Origin of the sequence: Bradyrhizobium sp. CCBAU 21365 (genome assembly GCF_015291305.1) — a bacterium.
Classification (GTDB): domain Bacteria; phylum Pseudomonadota; class Alphaproteobacteria; order Rhizobiales; family Xanthobacteraceae; genus Bradyrhizobium; species Bradyrhizobium elkanii.
In genome coordinates, this window is record NZ_CP030036.1 from 8,762,616 (window position 1) to 8,781,612 (window position 18,997).

Sequence of the window (18,997 nt, forward strand, 5' to 3'; positions counted from 1 at the left end):
GGTTATCCAAAACGCGTTACTGGACGCCCAGCCCAGTCTGGGCGCGAACGTGCTGCGCGCCGAACGAGGCGCGGACCGACGCAGCCGCCGCGCTACGGTCCAGCACTGAAATCACCCACGACACCGCGAAGGCCAGCGGGACCGAGACCAAGGCTGGATTGTCGTAAGGGAATGGTGCAGGCCCGAGCTTGAGCGTGGCAGTCCATACTCCCGGGCTGAGCGCGACCAATCCCACCGAAGCCAGCAAGCCCGCAAGCGATCCGCTCACTGCACCTCGCGTCGTGAGATCAGGCCAGACGATCGATAGAAGTATGACCGGGAAGTTCGCGCTCGCGGCGATCGCGAAGACCAGCCCGACCATGAATGCGATATTCTGGTTCTCGAACACGACGCCCAAGCCCATAGAAAGAAGGCTGATTGCGACCGCCGCGGCCTTGGACACCAGCACTTCCTCTTGCTCGCTCGCGCGCCCCTTGCGGACCACGCGGGCATAGAGGTCGTGGCTCGCCGCCGAGGCGCCCGCGAGCGTCAGCCCCGACACGACGGCGAGGATGGTCGCGAACGCGACCGCGGAGATGAACCCGAGCAATAGCGACCCGCCAACGGCGTCCGCCAGATGCAGGGCCACCATGTTGACGCCTCCAATCAGGCCGCCCGACGCATCCCGAAACTGGGGGTTCGCCGAAACGATCGCGATGGCGCCGAAGCCGAGTACGAACAGCAGGCTGTAGAAAATGGAGATGAACCCCGTCGCGACCAGCACCGACGTGCGAGCCTGACGGGCATCGCTCACGGTGAAGAAGCGCATGAGGATGTGCGGCAGCCCGGCCGTGCCGAATATCAAGGCCAGTCCGAGTGAGATCGCCGAAACCGGATCCTTGACCAAGCCGCCGGGGGCCATGATGGCGTCGGCCTTCGGGTGCAACGTGATCGCCTCCCGGAAGAGCGCCTCGAGACTGAAGCCGAAGTGCCCGAGAATCAGGATCGACATCAGCACCGAGCCTGACATCAACAGCACGGCCTTGATGATCTGCACCCAGGTCGTCGCCAGCATGCCTCCGAACGTCACATAGACCATCATCAGCCCGCCGACGATGCCGACCGCGTAGATATAGGGTAGCCCGAACAACAGCTGGATCAGCTTACCGGCCCCGACAAGTTGGGCGATGAGATAGAAGACCACAATCACGAGAGTGTTCACACTCGCGGCGGCCCTCACCGGCACTTCTGACAGCCGATATGCCGCGACGTCGGCGAAGGTGTAACGGCCGAGATTGCGCAACGGCTCGGCAATCAGGAACAGGATCATCGGAAAGCCGACGAGAAAGCCGATGGCGTAGATCATGCCGTCGTAGCCCGAGGTATAGACGAGCGCCGTGACGCCCAGAAAGGTCGCTGCCGAGGTGTAATCACCGGCGATAGCGAGCCCGTTCTCGACGCCTGTGAGGCCGGCACCGGCGGCATAGAAGTCCTTTGCCGTGCTCGTGCCCCGTCTTGCCGCCCACCATGTGATCGCAAGACTAACTGCGACAAAGCCAAGGAACATGGCGATCGCCGTCGCGTTCAGCGATTGCCGCGTGCCGGTCGCGGAAGTCAGCGCGTCAGCTGCTGCAGGACTGGAAAGAAGAGCGAAGGCGGTTCCGAACAAGGCCCCGCAAGCCGAGCGCGACATCATTGGAGGTCCTCCAGAAGGAGCTGACCGAGCTGATCGAAACGGGAATTGGCTCGCCGGACGTAGGCGGCCGTCAGAACGAAGCCGAGCGCGATCAGACCAACGCCGACCAACACGCCCCAGCTGATCACGGTGCCATGCCACAGGGGATGCCCGAGCAACCGGGGCCGGAATGCGATGGTCAGGATGTAAGCGAAGTAGGCCGCAGCCATGACCATCGACATACCCACGCCAAGGCATGCGCGTTCGCGCGCAAGCTGTCTGAACGCGGGATGGTCCTGGATGGTTTTCAGGTCCATTGGTCTTCCTCCTCCCTTTTGAATTCGGTTAGGCGGCGATACCCATCGCCACCGCGGTCTCCGCCATCACCGCCTCGGGGCTGCGATGCCGCTCCGCCATCGCCCGCTCTTCGGCAGTGGCGATTTGCGCTTGCATGTATGCGCCGAGATGGCGGGCACGCCGGACGACCGCAGCCCCGAAGGGAAGCCGGATCGACTCGAATTTTGCGAGCGCTGCGGGCAGATCGGCCGGATGCGCTCGCAATGCGTCGACCAGAGCAGCCGCGTCGGCCGCGGCCTTCGTCACTCCCATTCCGACATGAGGTCTGGCGACGAACGCAGCGTCGCCCAGGATCACCGTCCGGGATCCGAGCGCCATACGTGGTGTCTCGAGATCCAGAATAGCCTGTATGAACGGCTGCGGCGTGAGGCGAACGACCTCAGCAAATTGCGGTGCAAGCAATCTCTCCGCGTCCCGCCGCATTGAGGCGATCACGTCGGATCGAATCTTCGTCGGCGGAATTGACAATTCGTGGCGGAGGCCATCGATATCGGTCAGCAGATCTGCCAATCCATGATCGGCATTGGCTGGGCGGTACCAGACAAAATTGAAGCGGCGCTCGCCGACATCCATCTCTTCTTTGGTCCCGGCGACGGGATAGCCGAGCATCTGCTCCCCGGGAGGAAGGCTGAAGGCGAACCAGTCGCACAATTCTGCGCGGGTCCGAGGTGACAGGTCCCGCTCATTGACGAGGCCCCGCCAGGCGACATAGCCGGCGTACGCAGGACGGACATCGGCCATAAGCTGTGCCCTGACGCATGAGAATATGCCGTCGGCGCCGATCAGCAGATCTGCCGAAACCTCAGAGCCATCGGAGAAACGCGCCACCACGCGATCGCCAAGCTCCGCGACTTCGATCAGGTTCTTGCCGTGATGATAGTCTTCTGTGGGGAGTGCTGCTTTTAAAAGTCCGTAGAGGTGTCCCCATGAAGTAAGGACCTGCCGCAGCCCGAGTTCGCCTACGATACGGCCACTCCGGTCCACCACACGCCGTCCCGGAACGACGACTCCGACGGCGGCGGCTTCAGTATCGATGCCGGCCTTGGCCAGTACCTCGAACAACTCGTGATGGGTGACGATGCCCGCGCCACGACCTGCCAGTTCGGAGCCGATACGCTCGTATACGTCGACGTTCCAGCCTTCCCGCCGCAGCAGCAATGCAGTGAACAGTCCGGCCATGGACCCACCGATCACGAGTGCTTTCGGCTGCACCCGGCGCTTCCAGCGATCGTCACTCATGAGCGGCCTCCCTTCTGCTGCGAACAGGTTTATTTATCGTTTGATCAATTATTGGGGGTCGTTGATGCAAGTCAATGATTATTTATCATCTGATAAACAAAATGTGATGGTGTCGCGGCCGATCGGCTGCGGTGGCAAATCGGTGTAGAAGTGCCAAAAGCACTCAAACTGGCGAATCAGGTGTGAAGCAGCCCAGCAGAGCGCGTCTCCGAACGCCGATCCGAGAGCAGCAGAGGCTGGACCCGTCCGAGCGGGAAGCCATCATCGCGCGGGAAGCCGTCTCGTTTTTCGCCGAGTACGGCTTCGAGGGGCAGACCCGCGAACTCGCAAAGCGGCTGCGCATTACCCAGCCCCTGCTCTATCGCTACTTCCCGAGCAAGGAAGCTCTCATCGAGCGGGTCTATCAGGAAGTCTTCGTCGGGCGCTGGAAGCCGGCCTGGGAGAACATCATCACCGATCGCTCGGTACCTCTGAAGGCGAGGCTGACCCGTTTTTATCGCGAATACGCCGAGGTCATTCTCACATACGAATGGATCCGCCTGTTCATGTTCGCGGGCCTGAAGGACCTTGGATTGAACGTCCGGTATCTCAAAATGCTGCGCGAGCGCGCATTCGAGAGAGTCATCGAGGAGATCAGGTTCGAGTATGGACGACCCTCGACTGGCGAACTCCCGATTACCGTTCTCGAAATCGAGATGGTGTGGGCGCTCCACGCGGCGATCTTCTATCTCGGAGTGCGTCAATTCATCTATTCGATGCCCCTAGAAACGGACGTCAATTCGATTATCGATGCAAAAGTGGCGACGTTCCTTAATGGTGTTCGCTCCGTTTTACCGGCGAAAGCAGCGGTCTAGGCCTAGAAGGCACGTGCGTTGCCTTCTTCGAAAAGCAAACTGGAGGCTGTGGGCGTATTGGCGCGCCGTACCTCTACGACGCGTTCAAACCTCCAGTCATTCCCTCCGATCAGACCGCGATCGCTCTCTTGATGCGGGCTGCAGTTAACGGAAGTTCATGCATCCGAACGCCGGTCGCATCCCTGATCGCATTGGCAATCGCGGCTCCCGCCGGCCCTTGCGCCGCCTCAGCCACACCGTAGAAGGCATCGCCGGGCCGATCTATCAGGTGGATTTCGACCGACTCCGGGACGCTGTCAAACCGCATGATCGGATAGGCTGACCAATCTACCGAAGTGACGCGGGTGCGATCGAACGTCACCCGTTCGAAAAGCGTCCAGCTTATCGACTGCAAAATGCCGCCTTCGATCTGGTTGCGGACACCATCCGGGTTCACGACCTGGCCGGTGTCCACCGCCGCCACGACGCGACGGACGCGAACGATGCCGCTTTGGCGCGGAAGGTCGATCTCGAGTGCTACCGCACACCAAGCCTCGAGGTTTTTGTAACGTGCAAAGCCAAACCCGAATCCGGTGCTCTCCGAACGCTTGACCCGCGTAGTCCAACCGAAACGCGATGCGGCCGTTTCAATGACTTCACGAGCTCGAGGATCTTCGGTGTGCCGAAGTCGAAACGTCACGGAGTCTTGTCCCGAGCGGGCTGCCAATTCGTCGAGGACGCTCTCGATCGAGAGGACGTTGAGATAACCGCCCAGGGAGCGCATGGACGAGCCGCGCAGGGGCATGTCGGGCAGGAAGTGGCTGATTACCTTGCAGTTCGCGATCGCGTAGAGCGGAATCGCGTTCCGGTCGCCGCCTCCCTCCGGCTGCGCAAGGGCGACGGGTGGCGCAGGCGGAAAGGCGTCCGGCTTCAGTCGGGCGGCGATCAGCGTCCCCGGCGGGCCGGGCCGCATCATGTGCGACTGGCTCCAAACTTCGTGGTGCCAATCGGCGATCGCGCCGTCGGCTCCGACCGTCGCCTTCAGCTTGACCACCATGCCGGGCCCGAACGGATCCCACGCGTGCTCCTGCTCGCGCATCAGTTGGACCCTGACCGGCCGCCCGGGCACCGCGACGGCGAGTATCGCCGCGTCGGCCGCAACGTCGTCGGCACCGTTGTGGCCGTAGCACCCGGCGCCTTCCGCATGGACGCAGCGCACGTTCTCGGCGGGCATCCGCAGCATGCCGGCGATTGCATCCCGAAGGAAGAACACACCTTGGGTATGGGTCCAAATCGTGAGCTTTTCTTCCTCAAGTTGCGCAAGCGCGCACGCCGGTCCGATCGATCCATGCGTGAGATAAGGCCTGCTGAAGGTGCCTTCGACCAGGATTCCCGGCGCGCCGGGATTTCCGGTGCCGTGAATCGTCGTGTCGCGCGATGGCAGATTCATCAATGCGGCCGGCAGATCCGCCTCGTCCGGCAGCTCCTGCCGTTCTATCCACGTCGTCGCGGCCGCCAAGGTTCGCATCGCCTGGACCGCGACCCACTCGTGTTCCGCGACGACGCCGAGGAAATTGCCGTCCCGCACGACCTTGACGATCCCTGCCATCCGCTCCACCCGCGCGACATCGCAGTCCTGCAACGTGGCACCGTAACTCGGCGGGCGAACGACGCGACCATGCAGCATCCCTTCGGGGCGCAGATCGTGGACGTACGCCGCTCCACCTGTCACCTTGGCCGGAATATCGACCCTTGCAACGGGCCGGCTCATCACGCTGAAGTCTGCCGGCGAGGTCAGGCGCGAAGTCCGACCGGCGTCGACCGACAGCAATTGATCGCGAACCAATTCACCATAGCCGAGGCGCTTGCCATCGGCTCCGAACACCTCGCCGCCGCGTACCTTCAGCGAGGCGGCGGACACGCCGAATCTGCGAGCCGCCTCGTCGCGGAGCAGTTCGCGCGCTTGCGCCGCCGCATGCCGAATCGCGGTGCCGGAGTCCTGCATCGAATGGCTGGCGGCCGTGTAGCCTTCATTGGGCGTCCACGCCGTGTCGGCCGTGACCAGCGATAGCCGCCCGAGCGGCAACTTCAGCTCCTCCGCCGCGACCTGAAGAAGCGCCGTTTTGAGGCCCTGCCCAAGCTCGGCCTTTCCGGTGAGGATCGTCGCGGCACCGGACGCGTCGATGCGGATCCACGCGTCGATCCTCGGAGTGTCGTCGAGGCTTCCTGGCAGGCCGTGCTTCGAGGGACTTCCGCCCGTGCCGGTTTCGGTCTGTGCGTGCGTCCCGGAGAGCCGGAAGGCGACGATGAGCGCGCCGGCGCCGGCCAGAACGCTGCGCCGAGAGATAGCTTGCATCATCGACCTGTCCTCGCCTCGACTGTCTTCGGCCGCATCTCTTCTGCGGCGCGCCGGATCGCACGCAGGATACGCATATGCGTTCCGCATCGGCAGAGATGAGGCTGCAATTCCGCTCTGATCGACTCGTCGGTCGCGTGGGGATCGCGATTGAGCAATGCGTGGGCGCGCATCATCATGCCGGGAATGCAGTATCCGCATTGCGCGGCCTGTTCGGCGATGAAGGCGCGCTGCATCGGGCCAGGAGCGTCCCGGCTCCCGATTCCTTCCAGCGTGGTGACCGTCCGTCCCTCCAATACCATCACCGGCGTCACGCAGGAGAACACAGCCTTGCCATCCACAATGACAGTGCAAGCTCCGCATTGGCCGAGCCCGCACCCGAATTTCGCCGCGTACAGACCAAGTTCGTCCCTGAGGACGTAGAGCAGCGGCGTGTCAGGGCTCGCCGCGATGGATCGGCTCTCGCCGTTGACGATCAGGGTTGTCATGCTGCTTCGCCGAGCCTCCTGTATCCTTGTTCGGTCCAACTCACCGGCCGCCTCTTGCTTCCGCAACCGCTTTGGCCAACCCATTCCATTGCGGCCTTCCGGCAAGCCGGGTGCGCAAGTAGTTGACGAGATCGGATATCTGCCGGTCGTCAAGGACATCGCCGAAACCGGGCATGATGGGATGCGCGGGAGCGCCGGCAGCCGCCGGTATCCCCCGCACCACCAGATGGATCAGGTTAGCGGGCGTCTCGTCCGCGACCGCGGTGGAGAGATCGAGTCTCGAGCCGCCGAGCGGCAAGGGTCTGCCGCCATCGTGGCACGACGCACAGATGGTGGCGTAGATCGCACCGCCCGGCTCGGACGGGATGGCGGGCGTCGCTGCCTGAGCGCCGGCGGCTTGCGGCAGGCGCCCCGGACCCGAAGCTGCCCGCTCCGCATCATTCCGCCCCTCTCCTTTGCCGAGAGAGGCGAGATAGTGGGCTATTGCACCGATGTCCGCGGGATCGACCTGGGACAAATTGTCGACCACGTTCGCCATGGGCCCCTGAGCGGTCCCATGCAGGGGATGCGAGCCGCGCGCAAGATAGTCCGCGAGGGCGGCTTCGTCCCATGCGACTGGCGATAGTGAGCCTCGCCCGAGCGCATAGGCGCGCCAACCTTCGGCCTCGCCTCCTGCAAAACCAGCCGACGTCCTTTCCGCGCCGAGAAGATTTCGAGGGGAATGGCAGGCACCGCAATGCCCCAGTCCGTCAACCAGATACTTTCCCCTGTTCCATTTCTCGTCCTTCGACGGGTCGGCAGCGAAACGCACCTGGCGGAGGAAGAGAATCTTCCAGCCGGCCAGAGTCAGACGGACGTTGAGCGGAAACGGAAGTTCGTTAGGTGGCGCCGATGACCTGACCGGATCGATCGACATGAAGAAGGCGTACAACGCCTTCGCGTCGTCGTCCGACACACGCGTGAAATGGTCGTACGGAAAAGCTGGATAGAGGTGGCGTCCGTCGCGATCGACGCCGGACCGCAGAGCGCGAATGAACGCCTGCTCCGGCCATCGCCCGATGCCCGTCTCCGGATCTGGCGTGATGTTCGTGGAGTAGATCGTTCCGAAGGGCGTTGGCATCGCAAGCCCTCCAGCATATGGGAGTCCGTCGGGCGCGGTATGGCATGTGGCGCAGTCGCCAAGGAAGGCAAGGCTCGCTCCACGGCGCAGCACGGCACGATCCGGTGCGCCGAGCGACCTCGGATCGATCGCAGGAATCGGTGATTCCCAAGCATACAAAAGTGCAGCCATCCCACCGAACGTCCCGATGGCTAGCAGTGCGAGCAGAACGAACCTGAGTTTCATCGCCCTCCCCTCTTGGATGTGAACGCCATATCAGGCGGGTCCGGGCGTCTTCTTTTCAGTTTCATGCGCGACTTGCACAACCCCCCGATCACAGTTCGACGAACCAATCCAAAGCGTGCGTATGAAATCCAAGACGTCCGTTCATCCGCAACGTAAGGATCGATCAAGACTCTCACGTCCGAAAAAGCGAACGTGCGGACAAGATGTCATCGCGGCGATCGCCAACATCGTTGCGGTCGCGCGCCGACGAAGCACACGCACATAGGAGCCATCCCTTTTTTGACGACACCTTGCTATTTATCGATTGATAATTAACTGTCGATCCTGCTTGAGGTCAAGAGCCCGGCGCGTCGAACCGGAACCGCGTGCCGACGAAACGAGGATTTGCCGCCATGTCGACGTCAACAATTGCGACGGACCACCAGGTCCCCGAACTCACCCGCGCCCGCACGTTTGCCATGGCGGCTTGCGCTGGGATCGCGGTCGCAAACATCTACTACAACCAGCCACTGCTTGGCCTGATCGAGGCGAGCTACCCGAACTCCTCGGCAATCGGTCTCATCCCAACGGCCACGCAATTCGGCTACGCCGTCGGACTCCTGTTCCTGGTGCCCTTGGGGGACCTTGTCGAAAGGCGGCGCCTCATCGCCGCGCAGTTCGTCGTTCTGGCAGCGGCTCTCGCATTCGCCGCGGTCGCCCCGTCCACGCTCGCATTGATCGCGGCGTCGCTCATGCTGGGCGTAACAGCCACCGTGGCCCAACAGATCGTCCCGTTTGCCGCGATGCTGGCCGACGACCGGACCAGAGGCGCCGCCGTTGGAACGGTGGTCAGCGGAATCCTGGGTGGCATTCTCCTCAGCCGCACGATAGCCGGTTTCGTCGGGTCGCACTTCGGATGGCGCGAGATGTTCTGGCTGGGCGTGCCGTTAGCGCTCGGCGCCGCCGCGCTGGTTCGTTCGATCCTGCCAAGGCATCATGCGACGCAGAAAATCGGATACCTGAGCGCGCTGCGCTCGCTCGTCCACCTGCTCGTCGAGGAGCCGGCGCTTCGACTGGCCGCCGCGACGCAAGCGATGCTGTTCGCCTCCTTCATTGCGTTCTGGACCGTCCTGTCTTTCCACCTTCAGGAACCCGCATTCGGACTCGGACCGGAGATCGCCGGCCTGTTCGGTGTCATCGGCGCGTCGGGCATCTTGGCCGCGCCTCTCGCTGGTCGACTAGCCGACAAGCGGGGGCCTCATCTGGTTATTGCGGTCGCTGCCGCCATATCCCTTTCCTCTTGGATCGCCTTCGCGGGCTGGAACGCCGTCGCCGGACTGGTCGTCGGGGTGGTGTTGCTCGATGTGGGCGTGAACGCTGCGCTCGTTTCGAATCAACACCTGATCTTCGCGCTTCGCCCAGAGGCGCGAAGCAGGCTGAATACCGTGTTCATGACGGCGATGTTCGTCGGCGGTTCGCTCGGATCCCTCGGGGCGAGTTGGGCCTACGCGCATCTGTCCTGGCTTGGCGTCTGCGGTTATGGGGCCGCGCTGGCGATGGCGGGTCTGCTCCTGCAGGCACCGACGCTTTCCTCACGGATCGGCAAGGCGTCGCGTCACTGACGGCACGGCTACATTGGGAGGTCTCGAGACATGCGCATCGGCGCGCGCGAACGTCAACGTCGCGCTCTCGTCCACCGAGCGGCTGCAGCTCGAATACGGGAACGCTCTCTACCAATGCGGTCTCGCGCTGGGAAATCGCTGCTCGGGCGAGAGAAGTACCGAGTAGCTCGATTTGTCTCGGCGAACGACGCGAACTTCTAAGGAGTGTTGAACATGGCGAGTCTCTTTCATCCGACGGCTTTGGGCGATCTCGATCTTGCGAACAGAATAGTAATGGCCCCGATGACGCGCTCGCGCGCCGACGAGCGCGGCGTCATCAATCCCACCGCGTCGGAGTATTACGCAGCGCGGGCGAGCGCCGGCCTTATCGTGACCGAAGGCGTGAACGTGGGACCGCTGTCCCGCGCCTTCGACCGGACGCCCGGTCTCTGGACGGAGGAACAGACCGAAGGATGGAAAGCGATCGTCGATCGAATCCACGAAGAAGGAGGGCGCGTCGTCGCGCAGCTCTGGCACGCCGGGCGGGCGAGCGCGCGTGGCCTGCTGTCCGACAGACAGCCGCTATCTCCGTCGGGCGTGAACGACGATCTGGATCGGCTGCAGGTGTGGGCGCTCCTCGCCAACGACGCATACGTGCGGATCGCCGCTACGTCGTCGCGCGCAATGACCTCTGCGGAGATCCAGGGCGTCGTGAGCGAATTCCGACTTGCGGCCGCCAACGCCGTGCGCGCAGGCTTCGACGGAGTCGAGATCCACGGCGCCAATGGTTATCTGATCCACCAGTTTCTGTCCCCGACGATTAACCTGCGAACCGACGACTATGGCGGGAGCGCCGAACGACGATCCAGGTTGCTTCTGGAAATCGTCGCGGCGATTTCCGATGTCGTGCCGCGTTCACGGATAGGACTGCGGCTATCGCCTTTCGCCGACTACAACAGCGTTCGGGACCCGAAACCGGAGGATACCTATGGGCAACTCGCACATTGGTTGGGGACTGCCGGACTTGCATATCTGCATCTTGCCGACACCAACGCCTGGACCGGAGCGCCCGACTACGAAAGGATGCTGCCGATATTCCGTGGACTCTATCGCGGGCCCCTTATCGTCAATGCGGGCATCACCCCCGAGCAAGCCGCGCGGATCGTCGATTCCGGCGAGGCGGACGCGGTCGCTTTCGGCCGTCTCTTTCTCGCCAATCCGGACCTTCCGGCGCGAATTCGAGTTGGCGGCCCCTACAGCTCAGCGCAGCCGTTCGGGATATATGGCGGTTCGGATTCCGGATATCTCGACTATCCGACGCTCGACACTGGCAGCAGAGAGGCCGCTGAGCGAGCTTAGTGCTGGCCGAACCGCGGAACTGGTAGGCCAGCGCATCCGTCAGCCCGCCATTCCGTACACGGACATCCGGGCGGAGACGCCGCGCAACTGGTGCTCACCCAGATGCTCGACATCGTGAGAGAGGTGTCGGGCGACGGCTTCCGTCATGAGCAAGTCCCGGCCTATGATCTTGGTGAGCGCTTCCACGCGGCAGGCCTCATTGACGGCTGCGCCGATGACCGTGAAGTCGAGGCGGTCCGGAGCGCCGATATTGCCGAAAAAGACCTCGCCTTCGTGAAGAACGATGCCTGCCCGCAGCAAGGCGCGGCCTTCGGCGTCGGATGCGACCCGGATGTTCCGATTGGCGGCTTCGAGTCTGGCAATCGCCTCCCTCGCCGCCGAGACGGCCGCGCGCGACGCTTCGGCGGCTCCGACCGTCACCGGAAAGACAGCGAGCATTCCGTCGCCGATGAATTTGAGAATTTCGCCGCCGTGAGCGGCCACGGCGCTCACCATCGCCTCGAAGTAGGCGTTGAGCAGCACCAGCATGTCGGCCGCGGCCAGTACGTCCGACATTTTCGTGAAGTTTCGGAGATCCGAGACCCAAATCACAGCGCGGATCGAGTCTCCTGCGCCGCGTTTGATCGCGCCTTCGAGCACCTTAGCGGCGGCGCCGTAACCAAGGTAGGCGCCGAGCGCGTTTTCGGAGATCTTCAACTCGCTGTGCCGCTGCACGTGCAAGGCGAATAGTTTGAAGAGGCGGGTCAGGTCATCAATCTCCGCTTCGGCGAAGCCGCCGGCCGCTTTCGTCGCGATGGTGATCACGTTACGTGTATCCAGACCGGATAAGGGAATCGCCACGTAATCGGTCATGCCGGCGGCCGCGAGTTCGATCATGATGGGAAATTCTGACTGCGCCGACGGCTCATTCGGCGTTCGCCGGATCGTCTCGCCGGTCTCCACGATGCGCTGCAGCGGATTGAGCTTGTAGGCATCGGAATCGACCGCCGCGTCAGCGACCCGCACCTCGTCGCAGAAGCCATCGTCGGCGTTCCAGACCCACGCAAAGCCCACAAGCTGGGGATGGAGCGTGCCGATGTGCAGGGTCAGTCGATCGACCGAAGAGCCGGCGGCCGTCATCCGACGGATCAGCTTGACCAGGAGATCGATCATCTGCCGCTCGGCGGAGGCCTCTTCCAGCAGCCAGTTTTCGATCTCGGCGAGGTCCGCGCTGCCGGCGGCGACCGCGATCGGGCCGGCTCTTCGCACGAACGAGACCGACGGGGGATAAGATCGAGGCGATGGATCGGAAGTCTCGGCCATTTCAGTTCACTCGCGTATCTACTTCACGCCCGAAACGTTCGACGAGAAAATCGATGAAGAGCCGCACCTTCACTGACAGGTGTCTGGTCGGCGGATAGACCGCATACAATGTGAGCGGCGGCGCCCAAAAGTCTTTCAAGATCGCCTTCAATCGTCCCTTCTGCAGCGCCTCTCGGGCGATGAACTCGGGTATCAACGCTACGCCCCTTCCCTTGACGGCGACGTCGCGCAGCACCTCCGCGTTGTTGACGCATAGGGACCAGGCGGGTTGGATCCAGTGCTTCCCATCCGCGCCAGACAGCTTCCACTGATTGCCAGTAAGCAAGAAGCCGTAGGTCAGCGAGACGTGATTGCGAAGGTCCTGCGGGTGATGAGGCGTACCGTGCCGCTTGAGATAGTCCGGCGAAGCGCAGATCACTCTCGGCATCGGCGTGATCTTCCGCGCGATCAAACTCGACGATTCGAGCTCGGCAATCCTGAGCGTCACATCGAATCCATCCTGAACCGGATCGACGAGGTCGTCGCTCAGCACAAGCTGAAGCTGCATCTCTGGATATTTGGTCATGAAGTCGGCGATCGCCGGCCCCAGTCTGATCGTGCCGAATGACATCGGTGCATTGATGCGCAGGAGGCCGCGCGGCGTCGACTGCAAATGCGCAACCGCCTGGTCGGCGGCATCGAGCTCAGAGAGGATCACCAGCGCCCGCTCGAAATAGAGCTGACCGTTCTCGTTCGGACTCGCGTGTCGGGTCGTGCGGTTCAGAAGCTGCACGCCAAGACTCTCTTCCAGTTCCGCGACGTATTTGCTGACGGCGGACCTGGACAGGCGCAACTGGCGGCCCGCCTCGGAAAAACTCCCGGTTTCCACCACCTTCGCGAAGGCCTTCAGGCAGGTCAACTTGTCCATGTCAGACCCCAATTGTCGCCAAATTGTAGACAGAGACGCCACAAGAGCACGGATTGTTCTCTATTCAAAGCCATCCGATATGTCGACGCAGAGCCAGGCGGCTCTTTCGAAACCCAGAGGGCAAGATGTCAGGCATTCATCACGTCACCGCCATTGCAGGCGACCCGCAGAGGAATTTCGGCTTCTACACGCGGGACCTCGGCCTGCGTTTCGTCAAGAAGACGGTCAATTTCGACGATCCCGCGACCTACCATTTCTATTACGGAGACGAGGCCGGCCGGCCAGGCACGATCCTCACCTTCTTCCCCTGGGAAGGGGCTCCGGAGGGACGCCGCGGTGTCGGCGAAACCCATCAAACCACTTTCCGTGTCCCGCAGGGCTCGCTCGGTTACTGGACACAGCGCTTCCTGGAAAAGGGCATCAAGTTCGAGGCGCTCGAAAAGCGCTTTGGCGAGTCCGTGCTCGCCTTCTCTGATCCGGACGGCATGGCGCTTGCCCTTGTCGGTATCCCGGGCGCAGAGAACGAACCGGCATGGAGCAACGGCGACGTACCGGCGGAGCATGCAATCCGCGGCTTCCAAGGCGTCACTCTCCTGCTTGACGACGCGACCAGGACCGCCAAGGTCCTTACCGACGTGTTCGGCTTCCGTGAGACCGCGCGGGAGGGCTCCGTAATCCGGTTCAAGGCGCCCGGCGACGCGCAGGGAAACGTGGTCGACGTCTATGAGGCGAAGGGTTTTCTGCGCGGCAGGCAGGGCCGCGGCTCGGTGCACCACATCGCATTCCGTGCCAAGGACGACGCCGAACAGGGAGACATGGCCGAGAAGCTCGTCAGCAATCATGGACTGCATCCCACCGAACAGAAGGATCGCAACTACTTCCGATCGATCTACTTCCGGGAGCCGGGCGGCGTGCTGTTCGAGATCGCGACGGACATTCCGGGATTTGCAGTGGACGAACCGGTCGAAACGCTCGGCCGCGACCTGAAACTGCCGAGCTTCCTCGAGCCGCACCGCAAGGAAATCGAGGGCGTTCTGCCCGTGCTTCAGGGAGCCGCGTCATGACCGCAAGGCCTCCATTCACGTATCGCTTCGAACCTGGCGGCCGGACGGGCGTGCCGCCCTTGCTGCTCCTTCACGGCACGGGCGGCGACGAGAACGATCTGCTGCAGCTCGGTGCCATGATCTCGCCGGGCTCCCCGCTCCTGTCGCCTCGCGGCCGCGTTCTCGAGAACGGGATGCCACGTTTCTTTCGCCGCCTCGCGGAAGGCGTCTTCGACGAGGAAGACGTCCGCCATCGCGCGCTTGAACTTGGGGAGTTCGTCCAAGACGCTCGCTACCGGTATGGCATCGGATCGCCGCTCGCCGTGGGCTACTCGAACGGCGCCAACATCGCCGCCGCGCTTCTCCTGATGAGGCCCCGGGTGCTGTCCGGAGCGATCCTGCTGCGCGCCATGGTCCCGCTGACGGACCCTCCTGCCGCGGATCTCGACGGGAAGCCGGTCTTGATCCTGTCCGGACGGCAAGACCCAATCGTTCCTGCTGACAATGCGGATGCGCTGGCCGCCATGCTGTCGACGGCGGGAGCAAAGGTTGACCATCGACTCCTCCCGGCGGGCCATCAGCTCTCGCAGGCCGACATCACCTTCGCCCGCGCGTGGGTAGCCGAAGCGAAGCACCAAGCAACGGTCTCCTGACGATCGATCTCAGACCCGGTCGACGTGCCGTTCGGACAGCTCGTCCGGCGGCCCGCCGACCGGGCTTGGTTTAGTTAGTTCGGCTAATCCTTCCCTCGCGTGCATTCATAGAGAAACCAGGTTCTTCGCTCGGCCTCGTCGATCCAATTCTCAATAAGGCTCGTCGACGCCACGTCGTTGTGCTCCTCGCAGACCGCGTGGGCCTCGCGCAGCAGCGTCGTCATCCGCTTGTTGTCGTCGAGCAACTCGGCAAGCATGTCCTCGGGAGTCACGTAGGGCGCGTCGTTGTCGAGAATCCGTTGAATTCGGTGGATATGCCCGATCGATCGCAAGGTCGTGCCGCCGAGCTTGTCATGCCCCTTTGTCGCCCCGTGCCATCACTTTGGCTCAGCGGCGGCCAGGAACACGGCTGGCGCCGCGATCAACGGAGGGATCACAAAACACCACGTCCCGAGCTTCGCATAGAGAACTGCTCCGGCCGCGCAACCCAGCGCAAATGCCGTCACGCTCGCGGCCATCTTACCGATACGCGGTATGGCCACCGACAATACCGAGACCGGCGCGCCCCGTATGAAGTCGGCGACGTCGATCATGATTTGGGTGGTGGTACCTGTCATGAGAGTGCTCGGGGGTTCCGTCCCCATGTGGATGCGATGCGCGGCGTTCTGAATGGCCATCGCGGCCACCAGGATCATGCCGGTGGTGATCGCCTGCCAGCTATCACCTTGCACGAACGGTCCGAAGCGGACGGCGCAGACCGCGCCAATTGCCAGCAGCATCACCTTGAGGGCGAGCATCGAGCGGAAGATCGGCAATCCGATCGCAGGCAGAAAGAAGCTGAAGACCCGAGTGCCGATCACGACCAGGCAGAAGACCGGCAGCGCCAGCAGTTTCGCGAGGGCGCCGGACGTGCCGAGCACCATGGCCGCGCCGAACGTGACGAAATTTCCGGTGACGTGCGCGGTGAACAGTCCCTGGAGCGCAAGGAAGCCGGCGGTATCGACGAAACCCGCATTCAGGCTCATGAGGAGCGGAAGCAGGAGTATATTGCGCGGCATGTTACCAACCATACTGAATCTGGACACCCAGATAGTTGCTAGTGTGTCCGCCGGCGCGGATGATCGTGTCGCCGACGTCGAAATGCACGGCCTCGATGGCGCCCGTAAGATGATCGTTGAAGGCGTAGTCGACGCGAAGCTGCCCGTAAGCTCCCGTCCAATTGCTGCCCTTGCCGGCGGTGCCCGCTATCGGCACGTTGGGCTGGACGTAGATCGCGTCGGCCGTCGTTTCGCGCCACTGCAACCCGATCGCTCCCATCACCTTCAGCCGGTCCGCCGGGCTGATGGTGATGGAAGGTTTGAGATGCACCAGGTTCACGTAACCCGTGTAACCGGCGAGCGTGAAGTAGTAGCCGTTCGGGAAGAGCGGGTTGAACGTGCCCAGCGTTCCGTCCGCGGGATGATGGTCTCCGGAGGCGGCGTCGAACTGGAGTCCCAGGCGAGGCTGCCATGGCACGCTTGCCAGCGTGTAGCCCGTTCGCGCGCCGACGGCCCAGGCACGAATGTCCTTGGTGCCCACCTGGCCCACCTGGCCCATGGCCTCCAGGTCCCAATCGAACTGTTGAGCCTTGCCCGCGAACCGTGCATCGAAGACGTGCCGGTGCTCCTCGCCGAAAGCGTCGAGGTACTTGGCGTTGCTTCGTTCGTAGAGCGAATAGTAACCGGATAGCTCGTCGTCGCCGAGCACTTTGCGCTCGACCCTGAGCGTGCTGAATCGGAAATTGTCGTTCGACGTATCGTCGAACGGACGCCCATCGAAATACTGCACCGGATGGCTGACGAAACCGATGAAACGCCAAAGGCCAGTCTCCCAATCGGCCCAAAGCGCGTCGAAAGACTGCCGAACGTTCGGTCCATCTCGCGATGACACGAAACGCTGCAGATCGAACGCGAAGTCCTGCCGGCCCACCCGAGCCTTGAGAGTCCCGTCGCCAAACTTGTCGACGTACTCGATGAATGCAAGGCGAAGGTCGAGCCTGTCCTGATCGACTGATGTGACGTTGAACTTATGGAACGCTCGGTCATCCTCCAACTGAACAAACGCTCGCCAGTTTTCATTGAAGTGGATATCGGCATGAACCTGCAGCCGTTGCAGGAAGTAGCTATCCGACGGCGTGTTGCCGGTGCCGAAGCCCGCCGCGTTGTTGCTTTCGAAACGCTCGCGCAACGTGGCGCCCAATGAGATGTAGCTCTTCGGGTCGGTGGCCCAAAGCGGAATGTATTTGAGGTCGTCGAACGGTTCTGTGCGCAGTCTCGGATCGGCGAGAACCGACCAGTCTTCCGCCCAGCGATTCGCCTGAATCGCGGGCCGCTTCGGAAGCGTGGCATCACCGTCGTCCGCTCGCGCGTGGTCGACACCGGCGACGACGGTCGCAAGCATGACGACGATCCAGAAGCTGCGCTGACCGGTCCAATCCGACATCGACGGCCATCACCCTTATTTGCCGTCGGCCCGCGCGGCGCTCTTCTGCGTGAGCGAGTGGATCTCGGCGACGTAGCCGCCCGGGAAGACGACGAACGCCGCCGAGCGGCCGTCCGACGTGTGGGGTTCGACGAGTACGGTTGCACCGGCCTCCTTCGCCTTTGCGAGCGTGGCAGCGAGGTCGGTCACTTCATAGCCCGTCGTCTCCCGACCGTAGGGATAGGGCAGATGACCATCCGTGACCAGCACGACCATCTTCCCGAAGGCCGACTCGATCCTGATGCGCCTGTAGGTGGCGTCCGACCTGCCGATCTCGGCGCCCGGCGCTTTTGCATCGTCGGAGACGATCCTGCCACGGGAAAATGCAACGAAGCTCTTGGTGAACGCAGCCACCCGATCGGGTGAGACGTACACGCGGTTCTCCGGAATCCGCTCGAACGCGGCGTAATTGGGCTTCGTCGTGTGCCAGTAGATTTGCAGGTTGACACCGCCAGGCCATTGAATCACGGCATCGCGCCCGATCGGATCGGGGAAAGTGGAAACGATTACGTCGGCGCCCGCTGCGCGCGCCGCCTTGATTGCCTCGTCCATGTCGCTGACGAGATAGCCGTTCCGTTCCGCGCCGAACGGATACGGAATCGGCGTCTTGAAGCCGAACAATGAGACCGTGCCCACGGGCGTTTGCAGCAATTGCGACGTGGTGCTGCTCGGCGTCGGTGTAACTGTCGCCACCACCTGCTTGGTGCTCTTGCCGCCGAAAGTCGCCAGGAAACTCGACACGAACTTGTCCACGTCCTCAGGCGCCACGTAGACGTGCGTCGTATCGTACTGGGGCGCTACAGCAACCCCCGCCTCCTTGGACTTCGTTGCGTCCTTTGCGGTGACCGGCGTAATCGCCGCGACAGCCGCGGCAAGCGCCAGCAGAGCGAATATCCTTGTCGATTTCATTGAGAAACTCCTTGGAAGGCGTGAGATCGCGCAGCTCGGCTCGAGCCGGAAGAAGCCTGGCCGGCAGCGATTGACACGATGATGAGGCCTGCAATCAAGCCGAGATGTTCAAAGAAGGCATTCGTGGCCACGAATCTCTCATGGCCACCCATTGTCCAGAAGGCGTTGGCGGTGAGCATCGCGACGAACGTCAGCACACCGAGCCCGCCTGCTCCGAACCACACGAAGCGATTGACGATGACAAGCAGTGAGCCACCAAGTTCGACCACAATGGCCGCTGCAGCCCACAACGGGCCTGGATACAGGCCGAAATGTTCCTGCTCGGCCGCCGCACCCGCGAAGTCAAGCAGCTTGGTAAAGCCGCCGAGCACGTAGGCTGAGACCAGCGCCAGCCTCGCCGCATGCCACAGCGGTGGCCATCGCAGAATCGTGGATACCCAATTCGGCGTCAT

The 18,997-nt window shown here is 62.8% G+C and carries 17 protein-coding genes and 1 pseudogene; 5 read left to right on the plus strand and 13 right to left on the minus strand.

Annotation, left to right across the window (positions count from 1 at the left end; all coding sequences use genetic code 11):
* Positions 1-16: 16 nt before the first annotated feature.
* The 3 genes from actP to XI02_RS41440 are packed head-to-tail and all read right to left on the minus strand — an operon-like array spanning position 17 to position 3,250.
* A complete protein-coding gene (gene actP, locus XI02_RS41430; protein WP_370143880.1) occupies positions 17-1,672 on the minus strand; it encodes a cation/acetate symporter ActP in 1,656 nt (551 codons plus the stop codon).
* Entirely contained in the window at positions 1,672-1,971 is a 300-nt protein-coding gene (locus XI02_RS41435; RefSeq protein WP_172646613.1) for a DUF485 domain-containing protein, read from the minus strand. The genes actP and XI02_RS41435 overlap by 1 nt, the downstream gene beginning before the upstream one ends.
* Before the next feature lie 28 nt (positions 1,972-1,999).
* The gene (locus tag XI02_RS41440; protein ID WP_172646612.1) at positions 2,000-3,250 is read right to left on the minus strand and encodes an FAD binding domain-containing protein; all 1,251 of its coding nucleotides are present in this window, start codon (positions 3,248-3,250) and stop codon (positions 2,000-2,002) included.
* A 182-nt stretch (positions 3,251-3,432) separates the two neighbouring features.
* On the opposite strand from XI02_RS41440, the gene XI02_RS41445 reads away from it, so the two are divergent.
* On the plus strand, positions 3,433-4,104 hold the full coding sequence (locus tag XI02_RS41445) for a TetR/AcrR family transcriptional regulator (protein ID WP_172646611.1): 672 nt from the start codon (positions 3,433-3,435) through the stop codon (positions 4,102-4,104).
* Positions 4,105-4,213: 109 nt separating this feature from the next.
* Here XI02_RS41445 and XI02_RS41450 read toward each other — a convergent pair whose 3' ends face one another.
* From XI02_RS41450 to XI02_RS41460, 3 genes are read right to left on the minus strand one after another with little or no spacing between them, the layout of a single operon-like run.
* Positions 4,214-6,442, minus strand: coding sequence for a molybdopterin cofactor-binding domain-containing protein (locus XI02_RS41450; protein WP_311987728.1), 2,229 nt, complete (start codon positions 6,440-6,442; stop codon positions 4,214-4,216).
* The gene (locus tag XI02_RS41455) at positions 6,439-6,927 is read right to left on the minus strand and encodes a (2Fe-2S)-binding protein (RefSeq protein ID WP_172649022.1); all 489 of its coding nucleotides are present in this window, start codon (positions 6,925-6,927) and stop codon (positions 6,439-6,441) included. Before XI02_RS41455 ends, XI02_RS41450 begins: the two co-directional genes overlap by 4 nt.
* 40 nt (positions 6,928-6,967) lie before the next feature.
* On the minus strand, positions 6,968-8,272 hold the full coding sequence (locus XI02_RS41460) for a cytochrome c (RefSeq protein ID WP_172646609.1): 1,305 nt from the start codon (positions 8,270-8,272) through the stop codon (positions 6,968-6,970).
* Between the two features lie 392 nt (positions 8,273-8,664).
* Between XI02_RS41460 and XI02_RS41465 the strand changes: the two genes are divergently transcribed.
* Both XI02_RS41465 and XI02_RS41470 read left to right on the plus strand, forming a co-directional pair.
* Positions 8,665-9,873 carry an MFS transporter gene (locus tag XI02_RS41465; RefSeq protein WP_172646608.1) on the plus strand — a complete coding sequence of 403 codons (1,209 nt, stop codon included), beginning with the start codon at positions 8,665-8,667 and terminating at the stop codon, positions 9,871-9,873.
* Positions 9,874-10,086: 213 nt separating this feature from the next.
* The gene (locus tag XI02_RS41470; protein WP_172646607.1) at positions 10,087-11,211 is read left to right on the plus strand and encodes an alkene reductase; all 1,125 of its coding nucleotides are present in this window, start codon (positions 10,087-10,089) and stop codon (positions 11,209-11,211) included.
* Positions 11,212-11,250: 39 nt separating this feature from the next.
* On the opposite strand, the gene XI02_RS41475 is transcribed toward XI02_RS41470, so the two are convergent.
* Both XI02_RS41475 and XI02_RS41480 read right to left on the minus strand, forming a co-directional pair.
* Positions 11,251-12,513 carry an adenylate/guanylate cyclase domain-containing protein gene (locus XI02_RS41475; RefSeq protein ID WP_172646606.1) on the minus strand — a complete coding sequence of 421 codons (1,263 nt, stop codon included), beginning with the start codon at positions 12,511-12,513 and terminating at the stop codon, positions 11,251-11,253.
* Between the two features lies 1 nt (position 12,514).
* Entirely contained in the window at positions 12,515-13,420 is a 906-nt protein-coding gene (locus XI02_RS41480) for a LysR family transcriptional regulator (RefSeq protein ID WP_172646605.1), read from the minus strand.
* Between the two features lie 125 nt (positions 13,421-13,545).
* Between XI02_RS41480 and XI02_RS41485 the strand changes: the two genes are divergently transcribed.
* Together XI02_RS41485 and XI02_RS41490 are read left to right on the plus strand one after the other, a co-directional pair.
* On the plus strand, positions 13,546-14,484 hold the full coding sequence (locus tag XI02_RS41485; RefSeq protein WP_172646604.1) for a ring-cleaving dioxygenase: 939 nt from the start codon (positions 13,546-13,548) through the stop codon (positions 14,482-14,484).
* Positions 14,481-15,116 carry an alpha/beta hydrolase gene (locus XI02_RS41490; protein ID WP_172646603.1) on the plus strand — a complete coding sequence of 212 codons (636 nt, stop codon included), beginning with the start codon at positions 14,481-14,483 and terminating at the stop codon, positions 15,114-15,116. Before XI02_RS41485 ends, XI02_RS41490 begins: the two co-directional genes overlap by 4 nt.
* Positions 15,117-15,199: 83 nt before the next feature.
* On the opposite strand, the pseudogene XI02_RS41495 reads toward XI02_RS41490, so the two are convergent.
* The 5 genes and pseudogenes from XI02_RS41495 to XI02_RS41515 form a co-directional block, all read right to left on the minus strand.
* Positions 15,200-15,466, minus strand: a pseudogene (locus tag XI02_RS41495) (Dps family protein); the annotation flags it as partial.
* Between the two features lie 27 nt (positions 15,467-15,493).
* The gene (locus XI02_RS41500; RefSeq protein WP_172646601.1) at positions 15,494-16,174 is read right to left on the minus strand and encodes a YoaK family protein; all 681 of its coding nucleotides are present in this window, start codon (positions 16,172-16,174) and stop codon (positions 15,494-15,496) included.
* 1 nt (position 16,175) lies between these two features.
* Positions 16,176-17,597 carry an alginate export family protein gene (locus XI02_RS41505; protein ID WP_172646600.1) on the minus strand — a complete coding sequence of 474 codons (1,422 nt, stop codon included), beginning with the start codon at positions 17,595-17,597 and terminating at the stop codon, positions 16,176-16,178.
* A 15-nt stretch (positions 17,598-17,612) separates the two neighbouring features.
* Entirely contained in the window at positions 17,613-18,545 is a 933-nt protein-coding gene (locus tag XI02_RS41510) for a glyoxalase (RefSeq protein WP_172646599.1), read from the minus strand.
* A complete protein-coding gene (locus tag XI02_RS41515) occupies positions 18,542-18,997 on the minus strand; it encodes a DoxX family protein (protein WP_172646598.1) in 456 nt (151 codons plus the stop codon). The genes XI02_RS41510 and XI02_RS41515 overlap by 4 nt, the downstream gene beginning before the upstream one ends.

Bases quoted from the DNA above. Each gene is read 5' to 3' on its own strand.
- XI02_RS41440 (WP_172646612.1), bottom strand. From the start codon at position 3,250: ATGAGTGACGATCGCTGGAAGCGCCGGGTGCAGCCGAAAGCACTCGTG.
- XI02_RS41450 (WP_311987728.1), bottom strand. From the start codon at position 6,442: ATGATGCAAGCTATCTCTCGGCGCAGCGTTCTGGCCGGCGCCGGCGCG.
- XI02_RS41465 (WP_172646608.1), top strand. From the start codon at position 8,665: ATGTCGACGTCAACAATTGCGACGGACCACCAGGTCCCCGAACTCACC.
- XI02_RS41470 (WP_172646607.1), top strand. From the start codon at position 10,087: ATGGCGAGTCTCTTTCATCCGACGGCTTTGGGCGATCTCGATCTTGCG.
- XI02_RS41505 (WP_172646600.1), bottom strand. From the start codon at position 17,597: ATGTCGGATTGGACCGGTCAGCGCAGCTTCTGGATCGTCGTCATGCTT.
- XI02_RS41490 (WP_172646603.1), top strand. From the start codon at position 14,481: ATGACCGCAAGGCCTCCATTCACGTATCGCTTCGAACCTGGCGGCCGG.
- XI02_RS41475 (WP_172646606.1), bottom strand. From the start codon at position 12,513: ATGGCCGAGACTTCCGATCCATCGCCTCGATCTTATCCCCCGTCGGTC.
- XI02_RS41480 (WP_172646605.1), bottom strand. From the start codon at position 13,420: ATGGACAAGTTGACCTGCCTGAAGGCCTTCGCGAAGGTGGTGGAAACC.
- XI02_RS41500 (WP_172646601.1), bottom strand. From the start codon at position 16,174: ATGCCGCGCAATATACTCCTGCTTCCGCTCCTCATGAGCCTGAATGCG.
- XI02_RS41460 (WP_172646609.1), bottom strand. From the start codon at position 8,272: ATGAAACTCAGGTTCGTTCTGCTCGCACTGCTAGCCATCGGGACGTTC.
- actP (WP_370143880.1), bottom strand. From the start codon at position 1,672: ATGTCGCGCTCGGCTTGCGGGGCCTTGTTCGGAACCGCCTTCGCTCTT.
- XI02_RS41455 (WP_172649022.1), bottom strand. From the start codon at position 6,927: ATGACAACCCTGATCGTCAACGGCGAGAGCCGATCCATCGCGGCGAGC.
- XI02_RS41510 (WP_172646599.1), bottom strand. From the start codon at position 18,545: ATGAAATCGACAAGGATATTCGCTCTGCTGGCGCTTGCCGCGGCTGTC.
- XI02_RS41485 (WP_172646604.1), top strand. From the start codon at position 13,546: ATGTCAGGCATTCATCACGTCACCGCCATTGCAGGCGACCCGCAGAGG.
- XI02_RS41515 (WP_172646598.1), bottom strand. From the start codon at position 18,997: ATGACGCCGAATTGGGTATCCACGATTCTGCGATGGCCACCGCTGTGG.
- XI02_RS41435 (WP_172646613.1), bottom strand. From the start codon at position 1,971: ATGGACCTGAAAACCATCCAGGACCATCCCGCGTTCAGACAGCTTGCG.